Source organism: Alicyclobacillus acidiphilus NBRC 100859, from assembly GCF_001544355.1.
GTDB lineage: Bacteria > Bacillota > Bacilli > Alicyclobacillales > Alicyclobacillaceae > Alicyclobacillus > Alicyclobacillus acidiphilus.
In genome coordinates this window covers 1-18833 of the sequence record NZ_BCQI01000066.1, presented here as the reverse complement: position 1 = coordinate 18833, position 18833 = coordinate 1, and the positions used below count along the sequence as shown (strand labels likewise).

At 52.9% G+C, this 18833-nt stretch carries 16 protein-coding genes; 10 read left to right on the top strand and 6 right to left on the bottom strand.

Annotated elements, in window-relative coordinates:
• The 3 genes from AAC01S_RS19770 to AAC01S_RS15740 all read right to left on the bottom strand — a co-directional run.
• Positions 1–573 (bottom strand): hypothetical protein (locus AAC01S_RS19770; RefSeq protein ID WP_217997849.1); only part of this gene is annotated, 573 nt, incomplete at its 3' end.
• Positions 574–625: 52 nt separating this feature from the next.
• A complete protein-coding gene (locus tag AAC01S_RS15745; protein WP_157071224.1) occupies positions 626–2287 on the bottom strand; it encodes an ABC transporter substrate-binding protein in 1662 nt (553 codons plus the stop codon).
• Between the two features lie 178 nt (positions 2288–2465).
• Entirely contained in the window at positions 2466–3437 is a 972-nt protein-coding gene (locus AAC01S_RS15740; RefSeq protein ID WP_067624594.1) for an FUSC family protein, read from the bottom strand.
• Positions 3438–3825: 388 nt separating this feature from the next.
• Between AAC01S_RS15740 and AAC01S_RS15730 the strand changes: the two genes are divergently transcribed.
• From AAC01S_RS15730 to AAC01S_RS15715, 4 genes are all read left to right on the top strand, one after another.
• Positions 3826–4425 carry a glycerol-3-phosphate responsive antiterminator gene (locus tag AAC01S_RS15730; protein WP_067624588.1) on the top strand — a complete coding sequence of 200 codons (600 nt, stop codon included), beginning with the start codon at positions 3826–3828 and terminating at the stop codon, positions 4423–4425.
• A gap of 260 nt (positions 4426–4685) precedes the next feature.
• Positions 4686–5585 (top strand): MIP/aquaporin family protein, encoded by a 900-nt coding sequence (locus AAC01S_RS15725; RefSeq protein WP_083511877.1) that lies wholly within the window; start codon positions 4686–4688, stop codon positions 5583–5585.
• 42 nt (positions 5586–5627) lie between these two features.
• Positions 5628–7127, top strand: a complete 1500-nt coding sequence (glpK, locus tag AAC01S_RS15720) for a glycerol kinase GlpK (RefSeq protein WP_067624606.1) — start codon at positions 5628–5630, stop codon at positions 7125–7127.
• A gap of 187 nt (positions 7128–7314) precedes the next feature.
• On the top strand, positions 7315–9030 hold the full coding sequence (locus AAC01S_RS15715) for a glycerol-3-phosphate dehydrogenase/oxidase (RefSeq protein ID WP_067624585.1): 1716 nt from the start codon (positions 7315–7317) through the stop codon (positions 9028–9030).
• A 173-nt stretch (positions 9031–9203) separates the two neighbouring features.
• On the opposite strand, the gene AAC01S_RS15710 is transcribed toward AAC01S_RS15715, so the two are convergent.
• Positions 9204–11084, bottom strand: a complete 1881-nt coding sequence (locus tag AAC01S_RS15710; RefSeq protein ID WP_067624583.1) for an APC family permease — start codon at positions 11082–11084, stop codon at positions 9204–9206.
• 286 nt (positions 11085–11370) lie between these two features.
• Here AAC01S_RS15710 and AAC01S_RS15705 point away from each other — a divergent pair, with 286 nt between their 5' ends.
• The 5 genes from AAC01S_RS15705 (at position 11371) to AAC01S_RS15685 (ending at position 16432) form a co-directional block, all read left to right on the top strand.
• Entirely contained in the window at positions 11371–12729 is a 1359-nt protein-coding gene (locus AAC01S_RS15705; RefSeq protein ID WP_067624580.1) for an ABC transporter substrate-binding protein, read from the top strand.
• 131 nt (positions 12730–12860) lie between these two features.
• Positions 12861–13751, top strand: coding sequence for a carbohydrate ABC transporter permease (locus tag AAC01S_RS15700; protein WP_067624577.1), 891 nt, complete (start codon positions 12861–12863; stop codon positions 13749–13751).
• Entirely contained in the window at positions 13748–14584 is an 837-nt protein-coding gene (locus AAC01S_RS15695) for a carbohydrate ABC transporter permease (protein WP_067624574.1), read from the top strand. The genes AAC01S_RS15700 and AAC01S_RS15695 overlap by 4 nt, the downstream gene beginning before the upstream one ends.
• 240 nt (positions 14585–14824) lie before the next feature.
• Positions 14825–15436 (top strand): DUF47 domain-containing protein, encoded by a 612-nt coding sequence (locus AAC01S_RS15690; protein ID WP_067624571.1) that lies wholly within the window; start codon positions 14825–14827, stop codon positions 15434–15436.
• A 12-nt stretch (positions 15437–15448) separates the two neighbouring features.
• Entirely contained in the window at positions 15449–16432 is a 984-nt protein-coding gene (locus AAC01S_RS15685) for an inorganic phosphate transporter (protein ID WP_067624603.1), read from the top strand.
• A gap of 5 nt (positions 16433–16437) precedes the next feature.
• Here the strand turns inward: AAC01S_RS15685 and AAC01S_RS15680 are convergent, their stop codons facing one another.
• On the bottom strand, positions 16438–17070 hold the full coding sequence (locus AAC01S_RS15680) for a CBO0543 family protein (RefSeq protein WP_174520859.1): 633 nt from the start codon (positions 17068–17070) through the stop codon (positions 16438–16440).
• Positions 17071–17230: 160 nt separating this feature from the next.
• Between AAC01S_RS15680 and AAC01S_RS15675 the strand changes: the two genes are divergently transcribed.
• The gene (locus AAC01S_RS15675; protein ID WP_067624569.1) at positions 17231–17458 is read left to right on the top strand and encodes a hypothetical protein; all 228 of its coding nucleotides are present in this window, start codon (positions 17231–17233) and stop codon (positions 17456–17458) included.
• 90 nt (positions 17459–17548) lie between these two features.
• Here the strand turns inward: AAC01S_RS15675 and AAC01S_RS15670 are convergent, their stop codons facing one another.
• Positions 17549–18772, bottom strand: a complete 1224-nt coding sequence (locus tag AAC01S_RS15670) for a benzoate/H(+) symporter BenE family transporter (RefSeq protein ID WP_169794071.1) — start codon at positions 18770–18772, stop codon at positions 17549–17551.
• Positions 18773–18833 lie beyond the last annotated feature (61 nt).

Sequence of the window (18833 nt, the reverse complement as noted above, 5' to 3'; positions counted from 1 at the left end):
ATGCGGCGGGAGGTGCAACGCGTGACGGCGAGCCGCGTCGCCATAGCGGACAAAAGTTCCGTTATGCGGCGGGAGGTGCAACGCGTGACGGCTTGCCCCGTCGCCATAGCGGACAAAACTTCCCTTATGCGGTGGTGGGCGCGACGCGCGACGGCGAGCCGCGTCGCCGTAGCGGACAAAACTTCCCTTATGCGGCGGGAGGCGCGACGCGCGACGGCTTACCACGTCGCCATAGCGGACAAAAGTTCCGTTATGTGGTGGGAGGTGCAACGCGTGACGGCGAGCCGCGATGCCATAGCGGACAAAAGTGCCGCTATGGTGCGGGAGGCGCGGCGCACCTCCGCACGCCGCGTGCGGCCGATCCGACACACTGACGCCTATCGGAGACCAGCGATGGGCGGGAGAGATAATAACCCCAACGGGCAGTGATGTGTTCCATGCGCCGACAAGGTCACTGAGGCGCCTAATTTGCCCTCGATCCGATACGCCCTCGATCCGGTTGTCCCCGAAACAACCGTCCCATTCCCGCGCGTCGCCTGCGTCACATTCGATAGAAGAAGAGGGAATGCGCATTTGACATCGCATTCCCTCGCATTTCTATGAATAGATTGGATTGATGCAGTAGTTAGTTTACTGGCTTGAGGTGGTCAAGGATAATCGCCGCTGCCTGGAACGTGTACGGGGCGGGATTGATCCACAGATTGCTCTTCGTCGGCCAACCAGTAAAGTGCGCATCGTTGTATTCGTACCAAATCTCGCCGTCGAAGATCGGGATAACCGGCAATTGTTCAGCCGCAATTTTCTCGACCTTGGCAAGGTCCGCTTTTTGTTGAGCAAGATTCGTCGTCTTCGCAAAGGCGTTTAGGGCCGCGTCGACCGTGCTGTTCTTATATCCCTCGATGTTGTAGTTGCCGTTCGAGTCCAACATGTCGTAGTACATGGTATAAGGCGTAGGGCCGCTGTTCGTCCAAGACAGGGCGAGATCGAAGTGAGGCTTCACGCCCTTGCCCGGGTCCACCAGATTGTAGTACGCCGAATACTGTTCTTGCTGAACGGTAATTTTGATGCCAATCTTCTTCAGATCCTGCTCAATCAGCAGTGCATCTTCGTCCCAGTCGCTCCAACCACTAACCGTAAGAAGCTGGAAGGACAGTTCCTTTCCGTTCTTCGCGAAAATTCCGTTGGAATCCTTTTTGAACCCAACCTGTTCCAAGAGTTTGATTGCCTTCGCGTCGTTGGTCGTGAAGGTCTTGTCGGACGCTGGCAGATTCGGGGCCAGCCAGGACTTTTGAGCCGGAATGTCCAAACTGGTCGGAACTGGCAGCAATGAGTAGTTGGTTTCGCCTTTGGTCTGGATCGTCTTGCGGTCGATCGCGTCGCTGATGGCTTCCCGAACGGGTTGCTCAGCGAGAATCGGGTTGCTCAGGTTCGGATACAACTCGACCGGGCTTCCAGCAGGGAAGTAGTAGTGATTGTGGGCCGGATCTTGTTTTACGTAAGTCGTCTCGATGTCCGGGATGTCGATGCCGGACCAATCGATTTGTCCGCTGGCGAGGGCCAAATCCGCCGCTTGGTTGCTCGAATATGCCGGATAGCTAATGGTCTGGACCTTTGGCGCGCCGTTATAGTAGTCCTTGTTCGCCGTAAACGTGTAGTCTTGCGGGCTGAATGAACTCAATTTGAACGGTCCGGTACCAATGGCTTTCTGATACGTGATCTTCAATTTGGCTGGATTGCCGAGCGATTGCCATTCGTGTTTAGGCACGATGTAGGTCGAGCCCAAAACATACTGTTGAGCGAACGGGATGTTTGGCGCTTTGAACTGGAAGACGACCTGGTATTTGCCGTGAGCTGTGACACTCGAGAGCTGTTGCCAGACTCCGTTGGTGTCGATGGCGGGATACTTCTTCATCAGGTCGAACGTAAAGACTACGTCGGCAGACGTAAACGGCTGACCGTCTGTCCATTTTGCTTTGTTCTGCAAGTTGACAGTAAGCGTTTTACCACCGTTCGTGAATTTGAAGCTCTTGCCGAGAAGATTCCACTGTTTGCCCGTCACATTGTCGAAGTAGAACATCGTTTCGTACACGTTGCCGAGCGTTCCGTCGTTGACGCCCGGACTGAATGGGTTGAAATTGTCGGAGAAGTTTCCGTTCGGGCTTGGCACGATGGTCAACGTGCTCGAGCTGGAGCTTGTCGCAGCGTAAGCGGTTGCACCAAGGCCAGACAACGTCAACGTTAAAGCGCTGGACGCTGCAACGGCACTCATCAGAAGTTTCTTGCGCATCATTTGTCTCCCCCTGCCTTATACCAATAGATTGCTGGACAGCGCTTTCAATATGGTTCGGCGCTATCTCTATCGCTCTATTAGTATGGATAATAAACCAATTAAATGCAATAGCAGAATGATTACAAAGAAAAATATACAGCAAAGTGTTTGTTAGGGATATGTAAACTAATGTTAGTTATTCCGTTGATACCCTGTGTTTGGCGTATCGAACCAGCCAATGTAATTGGAGAAGCAGATCCCGAGCGACCCAAGCCGCGTACGCCAATTGCTCGTCTTGAGCGTATCGAAGGGCACTGTTTTCGTCGAGAAGCAGTGCGCACTGCTCGGCAAGATTTGATCTGACCACGTCGCGCAACTGGTTGATGACTTTCTCGTGCAGTGACGTGATATTCGCGATGTGCGCTGCCAATTCGTCATATTTTTCGGGGAATTCGTTGATAATCCGAAGTAATTTAAATTCCAGATGAAAGATTTCCAAGAGTTTACGATAGGCCACTTGTTGGCGAAGCTCCGAATATTTTCTTCTCCCGAAGCGGCGTTCTTCTTTCAACAGCTCAAATGTGCTGTCCAGCTTGCGCAGTTTCTGTTCCATATCCGCTTCCGCTCGTTTCGATCGATAAATTTCCTTTGTCGCTCCGAGGCGGAGAAGGAGGGACAATTCTTCCCGGATTGAAAAAATTTCCTCGAAGAGTCGCGACTCGATTTTCGGGGGAAACAACACGATGTTGATCAAGGTTGCAAAGGCGATGCCCACCATGATAAAGACAAAACGGTGGATGGCGTAAACCAGGTAATTTCCGGGTGAAGAGTAAAACACGAGCGCAACGACGACGAAAAGGGACAAATCCAGACTCGATTCCAGCCTGAGCCGCAGATTCACCGCGATCGTAATGACAATCAATAGTCCGATGACGATTGGATGGGTGCCCAGCAAAGAAACGCCGGCGATGGCGATGGTCGCGCCAATCACGTTGGCGATCAGATTATCGCGAAGCTGTCGCCAAGAACGGTATATCGAAGGCTGGATCGCGAGGATGGAGGACGCGACAATAAAGCCAACGCCAGAACTCAGATTGAACCAGCGACTGAGATAAATCGTGAAAATCACGGCGATACCCGTTTTGATGACTCGCGCGCCTACGTGCACAAGATTGCCTCCTTACGCGATTCGCTGCCTTCCCAAACCATGATTGTATTGATCGTTCGGCGATGGATCCAGTCGGAGCATCGCACGATGGAAAATTTGATGGACGGCTGCGATGAAGAGGCAGCGAGGAATGCGGCCTCGTCTGCATTCATTGTCAACTTGTTGGCCACTTTAGACAAGGTGCCCTCCTAGGCGTCATGCGGATTCGTGAAAATGCATAAAACACTCCTAGTCCTCGGTATATTGCGGTGGTGTTGTTTCTTATACGAATCATCAATCACGAATCATCAATCGCGCAATTGGAACGATTCGGGTAAGCTCAAGTAAGCTTGGGCAAGCATCGTGTCCATTGCTGATCGGAACATCGCAGAAAGAGGGGGTGACAGGCATGCATTTTGCGAACCAAACCATTCTTCCCGCTGTTCGGAACATGAAGGATTTCGAAGAGTTGATGACGCGGGACCTCGCTTACATCATCCTGCTTGAAACCCACCTGGCGCAATTGCCGAGTCTGGTCCGCATTGCGAAGAAGAACGAAAAGAAGCTGATATTGCACGCGGATCTGATTCAGGGGCTGAAACACGACGAAGCAGCGACGCAATTCCTGTGTCAAATGGTGCAACCAGCTGGCATTATTTCCACTCATGCGACCGTGATCGCCACGGCGAAGAAGAACCGTGTGTTGGCGATTCAGCGTGTGTTTCTGATTGATTCACACAGCCTTCAGACAAGCTATCGGGTATTGCAACATTCCAAGCCTGATTACCTGGAAGTGCTGCCTGGGGTGCTGCCAAACATCATCCAGGAGGTTCGAAGCAGTACCGACATTCCTGTGTTGGCGGGGGGCTTTATTCGGACGCGAGAGGAAGTCGACGCCGTTGTAGCGGTTGGCGCGACAGCGATTACCACGTCGAGAAAGGAATTGTGGGACTATGACGTGAAACCGAAGGATGCACGTGCTTCCGCACACCAGTCACGCCTCGATTGAGGCCTGTGTGCGTTGGCACCTTGAACATTTTTTGGATGAAAGCGCTTTACAAACGTCGACGCTCGTTGTATACTCTCACCAAGTTCAAAGTTTGCCCTTGAGTTATGGAGACGGCAGCAATTTAAGGCCTACTAGGTCTACGATTGCGCCGTCTTTTTGCTTGCTTGGGCAATGGAGTTCTGGATTGGGGAGGTAGTTCAAGGCTATCTCGCTCATCAGATTGAACTCGACAACATGAGTGACTGAATGGAGGGATCGGCTTGTCGACAGTTGTCAGAAAAAAGAGCTGGCGCAGCACGATGCTTGGAGAACTGATTGCTGAGTTCTTTGGAACGTTGATTTTGATTGCGTTCGGCGATGGTGTGGTCGCTGTCGCTGTCGTGGGGCTGACCGAATCTGGCAGGACACCGCCAAATCTCGGGGGGAGCTGGCTGCTGATCACGTGGGGCTGGGCGTTCGCCGTCGCCCTTGCCGTGTATGTCACGGGCGGCGTCAGCGGTGCGCATCTGAATCCGGCTGTCTCTTTCGCCATGGCCATCAAAGGAGATTTGCCCTGGCGCAAGTTGATTCCGTATTCCATCGCCCAGATTATCGGGGCATTTGCAGGCGCTGCCATCGTCTGGTGGAATTATTATCGAGCGATCGACGCGTTCGATCTTCAGCATCACATCGCGACACTCGCCGGCGCGGGCGGCGGCTCAACGTTCGGCATCTTTGCAACGAGCCCGGCACCGTATTTCGCGCATCTCTGGGGACCGTTGTTGGACCAGATCCTAGGAACGATGTTCCTGCTTCTGTTCATCTTAGGCATCAACGACATGAAGAACCTCGGTGTGGTTGGCAACATGGGCCCGTTTATGGTGGGCATCGCGGTCGCCGCGATCGGCATGTCGTTTGGCGTGGACGCAGGGTACGCCATCAATCCGGCGCGCGACTTTGGACCACGCTTGTTCGCTTGGCTTGCCGGCTATGGACACAACGCGTTTCCCGGCCCGCTCGGATACTGGTGGGTGCCGATCGTGGGTCCGTTGCTCGGCGGCGGATTGGCCGTGTATGTATATCGATGGTTCATTGAAAAAACCCTCCTTGAGCGTGCACTCGCCAAAGCGGAGAGCGCCGCGAAGACGGCAAGTGATCATCAAGTGTCACACGGCGTATAAGCTTGTATCGCAATCGATGCGGTTAGAAGGGATGAGAGAATGATGACAAAGTCGTATGTTCTGGCGTTCGATCAAGGTACCACCAGCTCCCGCGCCATCCTGTTCGACAAGAGCGGCAACATCCACAGCGTGGCTCAGAAAGAGTTCACGCAAATCTACCCGAAGCCAGGCTGGGTTGAGCACGATCCGATGGAAATCTGGGGCACGCAGAGCGGCGTGGCGCGCGAGGTGCTCGAGAAATCTGGCGTTTCCCCTGACGAAGTCGCCGCGATTGGAATCACCAATCAGCGCGAAACGACCATTGTGTGGGATAAGGAAAGCGGGAAGCCGGTGTATAACGCGATCGTGTGGCAGGACCGGCGGACTGCGTCCATCTGCGACGCATTGAAGGAACGCGGTCTTACCGAACCCATTCGTGAGAAGACGGGCCTGGTCGTCGACGCGTATTTCTCAGGCACCAAGGTGAAATGGATTCTCGATCACGTCGAAGGCGCACGCGAACGCGCAGCTCGCGGCGAATTGCTGTTTGGAACCGTCGACAGTTGGTTGGTCTGGAACCTGACTCGAGGCAAGGTTCATATCACCGACTATACGAACGCGGCGCGCACGATGCTATTCAACATTCACACGCTCGACTGGGATGATGAACTTTTGAACGAACTGGGTATCCCGCGTGCGATGCTGCCCGTGGTACGTCCGTCGAGCGAGGTGTATGGTCATACCGACGAACGCACATTTGGCGGCGCAAACATCCCGATTGCCGGGATCGCGGGCGATCAACAGGCGGCCCTGTTCGGCCAGACGTGCTTCGAACCTGGCATGGTGAAAAACACCTACGGCACGGGTTGCTTCATGCTGATGAACACTGGTGAACAGCCAGTGGACTCGAAGTCCGGTCTGTTGACCACCATCGCTTGGGGCGTCGACGGCAAGGTGACGTATGCCCTCGAAGGCAGCGTTTTCATCGCTGGCGCTGCGATTCAATGGCTGCGAGACGGCATGAAGTTCTTCGACAGCGCCGTCGACTCTGAATACTTTGCCTCAAAAGTCGACGATGCGAACGGCATGTATGTGGTACCCGCGTTTGCTGGACTTGGAGCCCCGTATTGGGATATGTACGCACGGGGCGCAATTTTCGGTCTGACGCGCGGATCGACGAAGGAGCACATCATCCGCGCCACGCTCGATTCACTGGCGTACCAAACCAAAGACATTATCGACGCGATGCAAGCGGATTCCGGCATTGTCCTCAAAGCGCTGCGCGTCGACGGGGGCGCTGTGGCCAACAATTTGCTCATGCAATTCCAGGCCGACATTCTCGGCGTACCCGTCGAACGTCCACGAATCACAGAGTCGACTGCCCTCGGCGCAGCGTATTTGGCCGGCATCGGTGTCGGATTCTGGACCAAGGAAGAAGTTTCGAAGACGGGCGATCTCGATCGCACCTTCGAACCTCAAATGGATGAAGCGACGCGCAGGCAGTTGTACAAGGGATGGCAGAAAGCGGTCAAACGGACGATGCAGTGGGAAGTTGAAGGGTGACAGCATTCGTCGAACTGCGTTATAATGGAAGAGGAATCGTTTAAGCAGGGAATTACCTTGTGGGATTTGAGGCTCCGACAAGTTCATAGCGTGGTTTGAGACGATGAGAAGACCACAAGCTGATATGCATGCTCGGGTTAGGTGCATACTGCTTTGTGGTCTTTTTGATTTGAGAGGTGAGCGAAACATGACAAACGCATTTTCAGTTCACAATCGAGACCAGATCAAGCAACAGATGACAGATGGAACGCTCGACCTGCTCGTGATCGGAGGAGGCATTACCGGGGCGGGCATTTTGCTCGACGCGCACGTTCGCGGTATCCGCACGGGTCTCATTGAGATGCAGGACTTCGCTTCAGGCACATCCAACCGATCCACGAAATTGGTTCATGGAGGTCTGCGCTATCTCAAGCAGTTTGAGGTCGGACTCGTGGCGGAAGTCGGCAAGGAGCGGGCGATCGTCTACGAGAACGGCCCGCACATTACGACGCCTGTCTGGATGTTGCTGCCCATCGTCAAGGGTGGCACGTATGGAAAACTCGCCAGTTCGTTTGGAATTTACCTGTACGATCGGCTGGCGGGTGTGAAACGATCCGAACGCAGGCAAATGCTGAATGTCGAGGAGACCTTGGCGAAGGAGCCGCTATTGCGCAGGGACATCCTCAAAGGCGGCGGCTATTATGTCGAGTATCGGACGGACGACGCACGATTGACGTTGGAGATTGTCAAAGAAGCGGCCGCTCGCGGTGCGTTGGCGCTCAATTATACGAAAGCGACCAAGCTGCTGTACGAGGACGGGAAGGTTTGCGGTGTCGAAGCAGCGGATCTGTTGACCGGTGAAACGTATCAGATTCGCGCTCGCAAAGTGGTCAACGCCACCGGACCGTGGGTGGATGCTCTCCGAGAGATGGACCACTCCAAACAAGGGAAGACGCTCCATCACACCAAGGGCGTCCATATCGTCGTGGATGGCAAGCGGTTCCCACTGCACAACTCCGTCTACTTCGACGTGCCGGATGGGCGAATGATCTTTGCCATTCCGCGCGAAGGCAAAACGTACATCGGTACGACCGATACGAACTACAAAGGCGATCTCGTGCATCCGCGGATGACCAGGGCGGATCGAGATTATCTGATTGAATGTGTCAACTACATGTTTCCGTCGGTCAAACTCACGGCTGACGATGTCGAGAGCAGCTGGGCCGGCGTCCGACCGTTGATTCACGAGGAAGGCAAGGATCCGTCGGAGATTTCGCGCAAGGACGAAGTGTTTCGTTCTCCGAGCGGGCTCTTCACGATCGCCGGCGGAAAACTCACTGGGTATCGCAAAATGGCGGACAAGGTTGTCACGATGGTGGCAGACGAATTGAGTACAGAGTCCGGAAGAACGTTTCGGCCGTGTGAAACCGACCATATCGAGTATTCGGGCGGGAAGTTCGGCGGATCGAAGAACATGCCCGCGTACCTCGCGGACAAGACCCAGGCTGGTGTAGAACTCGGTTTGACGCAGTTCGAGGCGGAGCGATTGGCACATCGTTACGGCACCAATGTGGACATCGTCTTCGACATCATCCGAAATGGCCGCGAGGAAGCCGAGGAGAACGGATTGTCGCTGGAAGTGTACGGCGCTTTGCGATACGGGATCGATCACGAAATGGTCGCGACGCCCTCCGACTTTTTCATTCGCCGGACAGGCGCGCTCTATTTCGACATCGCTTGGCTGCGTCGTTGGCAAACGGCGGTGATGCAATATATGACACGACATTTCGATTGGTCGGCAGAGGTGGCCAAGTCGTATGAGAAGGAGCTTCACGAGCGAATCGTCGAGGCCACGCAAGCGCTTGAAGACAGCGAATCGGAACCGAGCCCGCGCGTTGAGCAGGCCTTAGTCGGGCAATCGTGATTGAGTCAGAGCCAGATAAATCACTTGAAAAAGCGACCACTGCCGTCCAGGCAGTGGCCTCATTTCGATGGGGTAAATTCGAGACGTTTTCAGAGTACGTCGTTTCATTGGCCCGTTGGTGGAAAAGATGTGGAGAAAACCAAAGTTTGCACCGATTTGTCCACATCAATCCTTTATCGAGGGAGTCTGTATGGAACCGTAATCACTTTGACCGACTTTCGTACGACCAGCCACGCCATCAACAAACTTCCAGTCTTGTTGTGCAGCAATTTGTGCCACCATCGCTTCGTGATGAATTGCGGAACCACAACCGTGATATCCTCCGGGTCGTAAAAGTCCAGCTCGAGATTGACAAACCGAAGCAAGCGGCGCGCCACAGAGCGATACTGGGAATGGAGCACAATGAGCCGAATTCCCGGGTTCAATCTATCCCACTGTTCTCGCAGCTTGCGTTCCGCCTCATCCGCCTCTTCCGCACTGTTGTTGGCAATCACAGATACTGCGACCACGTTTTTGAAGTTGGCGATCGCGTATTCAAGGGCGTGGACGGACGATTTGTTGATGGACGCGATTGGGACGAGTGTGATCGTCTGTCTGTCCAACAAGAGAGGACGAGAAAAGTCGTATTTCAAGTCCTCGCGAATCTGGTTGTAGTGCGACTGGATTTTGCTGAACATGATCACCATCAACGGAACGCAAACAACCACAAGCCATGCGCCGTCGGTAAATCGCGTGATTCCGAAGATGAGGCATGCTGACGCCGTCAAGACGAGGCCGCATGTGCTCCCCAACGCTTGAATGATCCATTTGCCCTTGCGTTCCCGAAAGATCCGAACGACCATGCCCAACTGCGAGACGGTGAACGTGTAAAACACGGACACAGCGTACAAAGGCATCAAATTCGTGACTTTGCCGCGAAAGGCGATGGTGAGCACGAGTGAAATTGCGGTCAGAAACAAGATGCCATTGCTGTAGACCAATCGATCTCCCTTATGCAACACCCAGCGCGGCATAAACTGGTGCCTGGCCATGGAAGACCACAATGCCGGGCAACCGGTGAAGGCCGTGTTTGCGGCAATCGCCAAGATGGACATCGTCGAGATCGAAATGACGACGGTAATGATGTACCCGAAACCATGCGTTCCAAACAACAGAATGGACTCCTGGTTAATCAAAGGAACGTCTGGATTGTAGGTGAGGCCGTGTAGCATCGCTGTTCCGGAAACGATGAGGAACAGGATGCTCAACGTCACCACGAGGGATAGCAGCAAGCGCTGCGCTCTCTTCGGCGAGGGTTCTTTGAAGACAGGCACCGAGTTCGATACCGCTTCAATTCCGGTGAGCGCGCTGCAGCCGCTCGCAAACATTTTCAAGAAGAGAAATGTGGTCATGCCTTGGACCGTATGCATGCCAGAGAGAGACGCGACATGAATCGACGATGGGTGTGCGATCCCGCTGATGAACGCCGTCACGCCAATGAGCAGAATCGATCCGATAAAGATGTAGGTAAATGGGACAAACACATTGGCCGATTCGCTGGTTCCGCGGAGATTCACCATCATGATGATGAGGATGAGAATCACGTTGAACAGCAGCTTATGGTGGCCAATCAAAGGCACCACGGGCCCAATCGCGTCGATCGCGGCGGCGATGGAGACCGATACCGTCAATGTATATCCGACGATCAATGTCGATGCGGCGGACAACCCCCAAAGCTTTCCGAGGTCGTTCAAGCCGATCGCGAAAGCGCCGCCACCCTGAGGGTAATGGCGAATAATGTTGCGATAGGCCAAATACAACAGAAAAGCCAGCGCGATAATGATGAACGTTCCGAGCATCGAAAAACCCAGTACGTTCGAGATATAGGCCTTGGTACTTGCAGCCGTGATCAAAACCATAAGAACTAGTTCCATTTGGTCCGTCGCGTAGGCGACGCTCGACAGGGCGTCTGGTGTCATGACCGCCATACCTTTCAAAACACCAATTTTCGCACTGTTGAGTTCGCGCGTTTTCAGCGGACGTCCAATTAAGAATCGCTTCAATGTCGTAATCAATGATGGATTCTCCCGATGACCCGATTGTAGGTATAAGGTACCCGTTCATCATCAAAGATTGCCCAGATAATGCGGACAGATGATACCTGTACGTCGGGTATTATACGCCAGACTTCCGCACTTGGAACACGTAATATCAAAAACAACGTTGCAAATTTCATAGTTGGTATAGAAAAATTTGCAAAACCACTCGTCTATTTTGTGCAAACGGTTTGTATACTATCTAAAATTCGTTCGACAAAGTCCATATCGAGTCCAGTCGAATAGTAGGTTTGGGGGGATATTTATGAAGGGAAAGAAACTTGTCAAAACGGTTGCTCCACTGGCGGTTCTCGCTTTGGCAAGCGGACTTGTCGTTTCCGAAGTGGATGCGGGTACCACCGGGAACGCGATCCACGGGTCTGGAAACGCGTCCGCGAGTACGGACAATGGGCCGTTGACCATTACGATGTGGGTGAATCCGCCCGCTGTATCAGCCGTGCAAAAAATTGACAAAGAATTCGAAGCGAAATATGGCGTGAAAGTAAACCTCCTCACAGCTGCCAACGATCAGGCAGGTTACACCACGTTGGAGCAGACCTCCGTCCAGGGGGGAACGGCGGATATTATGGCGATTGAGCCGTTCGAGCCGATGCCACAGAAAATGACGACGGACAACATGAGCGTGGTCCAGGAATGGGCGGCCAATCATGTCTTCGCGCCCCTGAACGGTCAGCCGTGGCTCTCAAAGTTCAACAAGAACGATTTGTCGGCCGCAGCGTATCAGGGCAAAGATTATGGGCTTGTGACTGGCGTGTATCAGACCGGCATCTTTTACAACAAGGCGATTTTCAAAAAATATAACCTGAAAGTACCGACAACCTACGCCCAATTTATCAACGTCTGCAAAACCTTGAAATCTCACGGCGTGACGCCAATCTGGACCGGAATCGGCAATGGGGCGACGTTCTATTTGGAGTTCATGATGTATCCCCTGATGCAGGATCTGCTGGCTTCCAGTCTTGGCAACGCAAGTGCCAGCGCGGCTTTGGCGGCGGGCAAGATCAAATGGACCAATCCCAAGATGATCACTGCGTTTACGGAAGAAAAACAAATTGCTTCAAATTATCTCGAAAACAACTATGCGGGTGAGAACTGGCAACAGATGCCTGGCGAGTTTGTGGCAGGCAAATCCGCCATGTTGTTGGATGGGTCTTGGGATCTCGCGTCGGTCCTTCAGGCGAACCCCAAGATGCAAATCGGCTACTTCCCACTGCCGGGATCGAATGTCGCGTCTGACAACAACTCGGTGTCCAATCCTGACTTGACTTGGGTCGTGTTGAACAATAGCAAGCACAAGGCGCTCGCCGAGAAGTGGTTGCAATTTTTCTCTTCCCCGAATATTTACAGTCAATATGTCGACGCAACTGGTATTTCTCCGAGTGAGAGCGGAACGTTCAAAAGCAATGCGGCCACAATTATGGGCAAGTGGTTTGGAAAAGGAAGGGTCATCAATCAGACAGCGGACTGGCTGATTCCAAACGGCCCGTACTATTTGCAATCCAACAACTTCTGGTCGGAACAGTTGAAGATGCTTCAAGGCTCGGTGTCCCCGGCGAAGTTGGCGCAGGAGTATCAGCAATCGCAGAATCAAGCTTCGTCGTGACGGGGTGAAGGACCGTTGTTGGCGGAGCCCTTGTGCGGGGCTCCGCATCCGGAGATCGACCGCGCATTCTCCTCGATTGACGATATCTACCCGAAAACACGCCTGTGATTCGCCGATAAGGGGTGTCGCCATTGAACAACGTCTTTGCGGGAAGACAGAAACTGGTCATTTACCTGACCATGATTCCGGGATTCGTCGTCTTTTGCCTGTTTGGTATCGTGCCGTCGATCTCGACGTTGATTATCTCTTTCACGAATTTCACCGCGATACCAGGCATTCCTGCCTCATTTGTCGGTGTGAGCAATTACATCCACATCTTTGTCGACAACGCCCAGGGCGTCCTTCAATCGTTGAAAGATACACTGATCTTTGCAGCGAGTGTCACCGTCTTGCAAAACGCGATCGCGCTCTGGATGGCCCATGTGTTGACCAAGAAATTTCCTGGCGTCAAGTTCTTCAGAACGCTGGTATTTATGCCTGCGGTTCTAGGCGTGACGATAATCGGATTGATGTGGTCGCTGATATTCGCACCTTCGGGTGGACCTGCTGCAGGAATTCTAAGTCTCTTCGGCACGTCGTCCGCGTTTTTTGGTTCGAGTCGCTTCGCGTTACCGCTCGTGATATTCGTGCAAATTTGGGCGAATCTCGGCTTTACGACGATTGTCTACATTGCTGGAATCAATACGGTGCCCGTAGAACTCGGTGAAGCCGCCAGAATCGACGGGGCGTCAAACTGGCTGAATTTTTGGAAGGTCACATTTCCGATGATTGCACCCAGTCTCACGGTCGGCGTGATTTTGGCAGCGGCGGGATCGCTCCGAACGTATGACCTCATATACGTCCTGACCGATGGCGTAAACAACACCAATACACTCGGAATGTACATGTTCAATACGGCGTTCCAGGGCTCAAGCAATTTGGGTATCGGCGCCGGAATCGGCATGATTCAGTTCGTTCTGACCATTGTCGTTGTCCTGGCCCTGCAAAAGTATCTGGCGCGTAGGGAGGAGGCCATGTCGTGAAGCCGATTCGTCGCCGCTTCTCGCACGACTGGTGGAGATACCTGTTCACGCTCGGGTTGGTCGTCATCATTCTGTACTTTGGTCCGCTCGTCTTTTTGGCGAATATCTCGCTGGAGACAGAGAGTCAGTTTTTGACCAATTCGATGTCTCTGCCTCACCCTTTTAGCTGGAGCAACTTTGCGCAGGCTTGGCAGCAGGCTTCCATGGGCGAGTATTTTCTCAATTCAGTCCTGTACACAGTCGTTCCGACCGTCATCGCGCTCATGTTAAGCCTGTTCCTCGCGTTTCCGATTTCTCGCCAATACGTCAGATGGGCTCGCCAACTGCATGTTCTGCTCACGTCAGGGATGTTTTTTCCGGTCGCTGTGATTCCGCTATTCATCGAAGCTCGTATGCTCCACCTCTACAATAACCGACCGGGGTACATCATCCTGCATATCGAAGACGCTATGGTGTTTGGATTTTTTCTCTTCGTAGGCTATTTTCGAACGATTCCGCGCGAGTTGGATGAAAGCGCCGTGATTGATGGATGCGGGTATCTTCGTTATTTGTTCACGATTGTCGGACCGCTTGCACGGCCCGCATTTGCAACCATGGGAATTTACGCAGGCATTCAAATCTGGAACGATCTCATCGGACCTGTCGTATTCTTGGCCACCCCGTCACTATTTCCACTGTCGCGAGGATTGTTTGTGTTTTACGGAACTTCTGCCAGCCAGTGGACGTTGTTGGCCGCTGGTGTTTTGATTGCGGCGGCGCCGCTCATCATCGCGTTTCTGCTCTTCCAGCGCTACTTTATTCAAGGGGCGACAGCTGGCGCGATCAAGTCGTAAAGCCACACGTGTTCATGTGTACTGCGAATGACAAACGATGGAGTTCGCACAGGGGATCCGCCACTTCGGTGAAGGGCGGATCTTTGTCATGTTCAGCGGAAGGTTATCGAGCTGCGACATTATGAGCACACTGAAAGAATCATCAGTCGAAGAAATTTACACAAACTTAACATTTCCACAACGTATTCTTTGCGATAATAATGACGTTTCTTAACGATTCATGTCGACGGAGGATAAATCGTGTCGAAGAGAAGCCAACAGTTGTTTAACTATTTGGTCCAAATCGCAGAAAATATCGACGTCGCAACGCAGGCGTTCGAGAACGAATTGTTAGAGTCTCCCGACTTTGGCACCTTGACGAATCACATGAAGGCGTTTGAGGAAAAGGGGGACGATCTCATCAGCAAACTGTTCACGCTGCTGAACAATACATACATCACGCCACTGGAGCGTGAGGACTATGTGACACTGGCAGTGACGCTCGATGACATCGTCGACGGCATCTACGCGTGCAACGTTCGCTTCAGCTTATACGGTGTTGAACACGCGACGCCAACGATGGTGGAATTTGCGAAAGTCATCCACGCCTGTTCTTTGGAAATCACGGCGGCGATTCGCAAGCTGAATGAGCGCAAGCTGATGCCCATTCGCGAACATATCAAGAATTTGAACATCCTGGAGAAGCGGGGAGATCAATTGTTGCACGCGGCACTCAGATCCCTGTTCGCAGAGTGCCGGGACGCCATCGAAATTATGAAGATGAAGGAGATATACGAAATTCTTGAGGATGTGACGGATCGCTGCGAGGATGTCGCCGATGTGCTCGAATCCGTGATTTTGAAAAATGCATAGAGGTGTGTCGTGATCACAATTGTCATCGTGTTGATTGTTCTTTTAGCGCTGTGCTTTGATTTCACCAATGGCTTTCATGATACAGCCAACGCCATTGCCACGAGCGTATCCACGCGGGCGCTCTCGCCTCGGGCAGCCGTGCTGCTCGCGGGGTCGATGAATCTTGTCGGTGCGCTCACGTTCACAGGTGTCGCCAAGACGATTGGAGGTCAGATTGCCAATCCGCTGGCCATTCAGCATGGCACGCTCGTCGTGTTGGCGGCACTCGTTGCGGCGATCGGCTGGAATCTGCTGACGTGGTATTTTGGAATCCCAAGTTCATCGTCACATGCGTTAATCGGCGGACTTGCAGGAGCAGTGGTTGGCGCGGACGGCTTGCGAGCCATCGATTATCATGGCTTCACATCGATTATCGAAGCTTTGGTGATCTCGCCACTCATCGCGTTCGCGCTCGGTTTCGTCATTATGGGGATATTTCGCGTTCTGTTCGGCGGCATGTCGCCGCATCGGGCCAATCGGCCATTCCGGACACTTCAGTGTTTTTCCGCAGCAGCACAGGCTTTCATGCATGGAACGAACGACGCGCAAAAAACGATGGGTGTGATCACCTTCGCGCTAATCGCCGGCGGATTGCAATCGACGATGAACGTCCCGCTTTGGGTCAAGATCTTATGCGCGTTGGCCATGGGTGTTGGTACGGCTACAGGGGGATGGAGAATCATCAAGACGGTCGGATCGAAGATCATCCGCATCGAGCCGATCAACGGATTTGCTTCCGATTTGACCAGTTCCGCCATCATCTTCGGCTTCACGTTATTAAAGCTGCCGGTCAGTTCGACGCACGTCATTTCGTCCGCCATCATGGGGACGGGGACGGCCAAGCGGGCAAACCAAGTCCATTGGGGAGTCGCTGGCCGCATCGTTGTCGCGTGGTTGATTACGATCCCGATTAGCGCTTGTCTCGCGGCAGTCTTGATACGTTTGTTTCTGTTGTAGGCCCATCATCTCACGTTCGCGATGCGGCCTCTGCGGGCGGCTTTGAGCGAGATGTGATGCCTGCCGCGCCGTCGCGGATGGTTCGTGAAGTATAGAAATAGGTCCGTCAATAACTTGGAGATGAGCATGACAACCAAGTACCCGACGAACAGATATGCGTAGTTCATCCATCTGTACATTTGGAAAAGACTCAGCGACGTGATGAAGGGCTTGAAGGCAAAGGCGAAGATCCCGCTGGTTACAGTTGCGTAGAGGTAGTAATTTTTGTCGTGGTTGATTGTCCATTGGTACACCAGCATGTAGACGGTTGGAACCAAGGCAACGTCTAGGGCGAAGCTGATCGGGAGGAACGGAATCACTCTGAATGGATAGGCCCACAGTGAGTGAGATGCGCCGAGGGAATCAATGTAGCCAAACCATACATGCACATTGAATCCGTAAAACCCGATCAAAAGGGCTTTTTTTCGATCTAACGCAAAGTACAGCACAACCAGCGGCCCGACGATTAACAAGACGTTGAGCCAGAATTGCCACGTGGATGGGTTGGAGTACAAGATCCAATAATGTGCCCACGAACTGTTGAGATTTCTTTGAGCTGTCGTCAGTTGATGTAGAGATTGAGCCTGGTCGGAGGGCATCGCGATGCTCCTTCAATGAGTGATGTGAGTGATTTGTTCCTAGGTTGCTCAATTGTACTCCGACCATTCCTATTCTGATTTCGGCATAGCTTGTCTGCCCCTGTCGTGAAGACGGAACTCGGAATATGCTGAATGCGATTGTAGCAGAAGGGAGGCCATGATGAAGGCAGACGTATCTTTTGATCGCCATATGAAGGAGACGGCGTTTGTATTTCTCACCATTTTCAGCGTGATCCATGTTCTCCCCGAGGGCAGATTTAAGAAACGGTGTCAGTACACAGCTGCCTTCTTTTGCGCCGTCCGCGTCATTCTGGCGCTGCTCATCCTCTTGCCGGAGGAGGTATCGAAGGACGTTAAACCAACCGCTACAAGTTTATTACACAAATAGAGATTTGGTGATGGGCACATGCACTCATTCGAAATATTGGGTGCGCAGTGGGACTCAGGTGGCTGATGCAAAGACGCATCAGCCACCTTTTTATACGAGGGAGTCACCGTTCGTCGCAGTCCCCGCAGCTTGATAGTCCTTCCGCTCGAGCACATACGATACACACGTACCGCCTACAAGCCCCCAGAATGGGGCTCCAATATGCACAATCGAAATGCCCGAAACTGTAATCAAGAATGAAAACAAGGCACTCTTCTTGAACTTGCCGTGGAAACTCATGTGCAGCGAGTCTGTCAGGACAGAGATCATCGCGATTCCTCCCAGCATGGAAATGGTCGAGGTGGGAATCATGCTTGGGATGGACGCAGCGATCGGCGCAAACAGTCCAAACAGAACAGATAGTACGCCAAGCAGTACACCGGCGGTGTATCTCGATTGTTTTGGACCGGATGTTTCACCAGCTAACAAGGCAGTCATTGGACCAGCGACGCATAATGTGTGGGCGCCGAAAAAGCTGGTAACGACGGAACTGATGCCGCTCCAGCGGGTCATCGAGTTGATTGGAGGTTGGTACTGCTCACTTTCCAAGACCGCGATCCCCTGCGCGTTTTGAATTGCGATGACAGTCAATGCGAGCGGGAGCACGAGCTGCCCTATCGTAGACAGGTTCCAAGTCGGCTCAATCAATTCCGGCCGCGCGATTCCCGCTGTCACCGAGCCGGCGTGAAAAGAATGGGACAAATACAGGGTAACGACCGTCGCAACGATTGCACCTAAAATAGGCGGGCATTTCTTTGCGATACCCGGGAAATAAGACAGCAACAAGAAGACGACCAGAGGAATGCCGTTCACGAGCGGTGAGCTGAGAATCGATTTGAACAAACCTATACCAAACGGAAGCAACACGCCTGAAACCATACCCATCATGACCGGCATGGGCAAAATCTTCATCACTTTGCCGACAATGCCCGATGCGCCTAAGAGAAAAATGGCAGTTCCTGTTACGATGTAGGCTCCGACGACTTGGGAGAGCGAATGGTGCGCCAGCGTACCGCCAACCAACACGGCGCCGGGAATGGAAAATGCGTAGCCGATGGGTTGACGAAACATCAATGTCTGCAGCAGTGTGAGCAGGCCGGGGATGGCGTAAATGCCAAAGATCCACGATGTCACTTGGCCGTTGCTCAAGTGGCCGGTGGTTGCGGCTTGCAGCACAATCAGAAGTGGGCCCGTCACGCCAAACAGCCACGCGATAAACCCGCTGGACAGGCTTCCAAGTGAAGTGTGCTTTGGGAGATCCCGAATATTTTGCATGAACAAGTCTTTACACCTACCTGTATATCGGATAGCAAAGCCATTGTTCATGAAACATCAA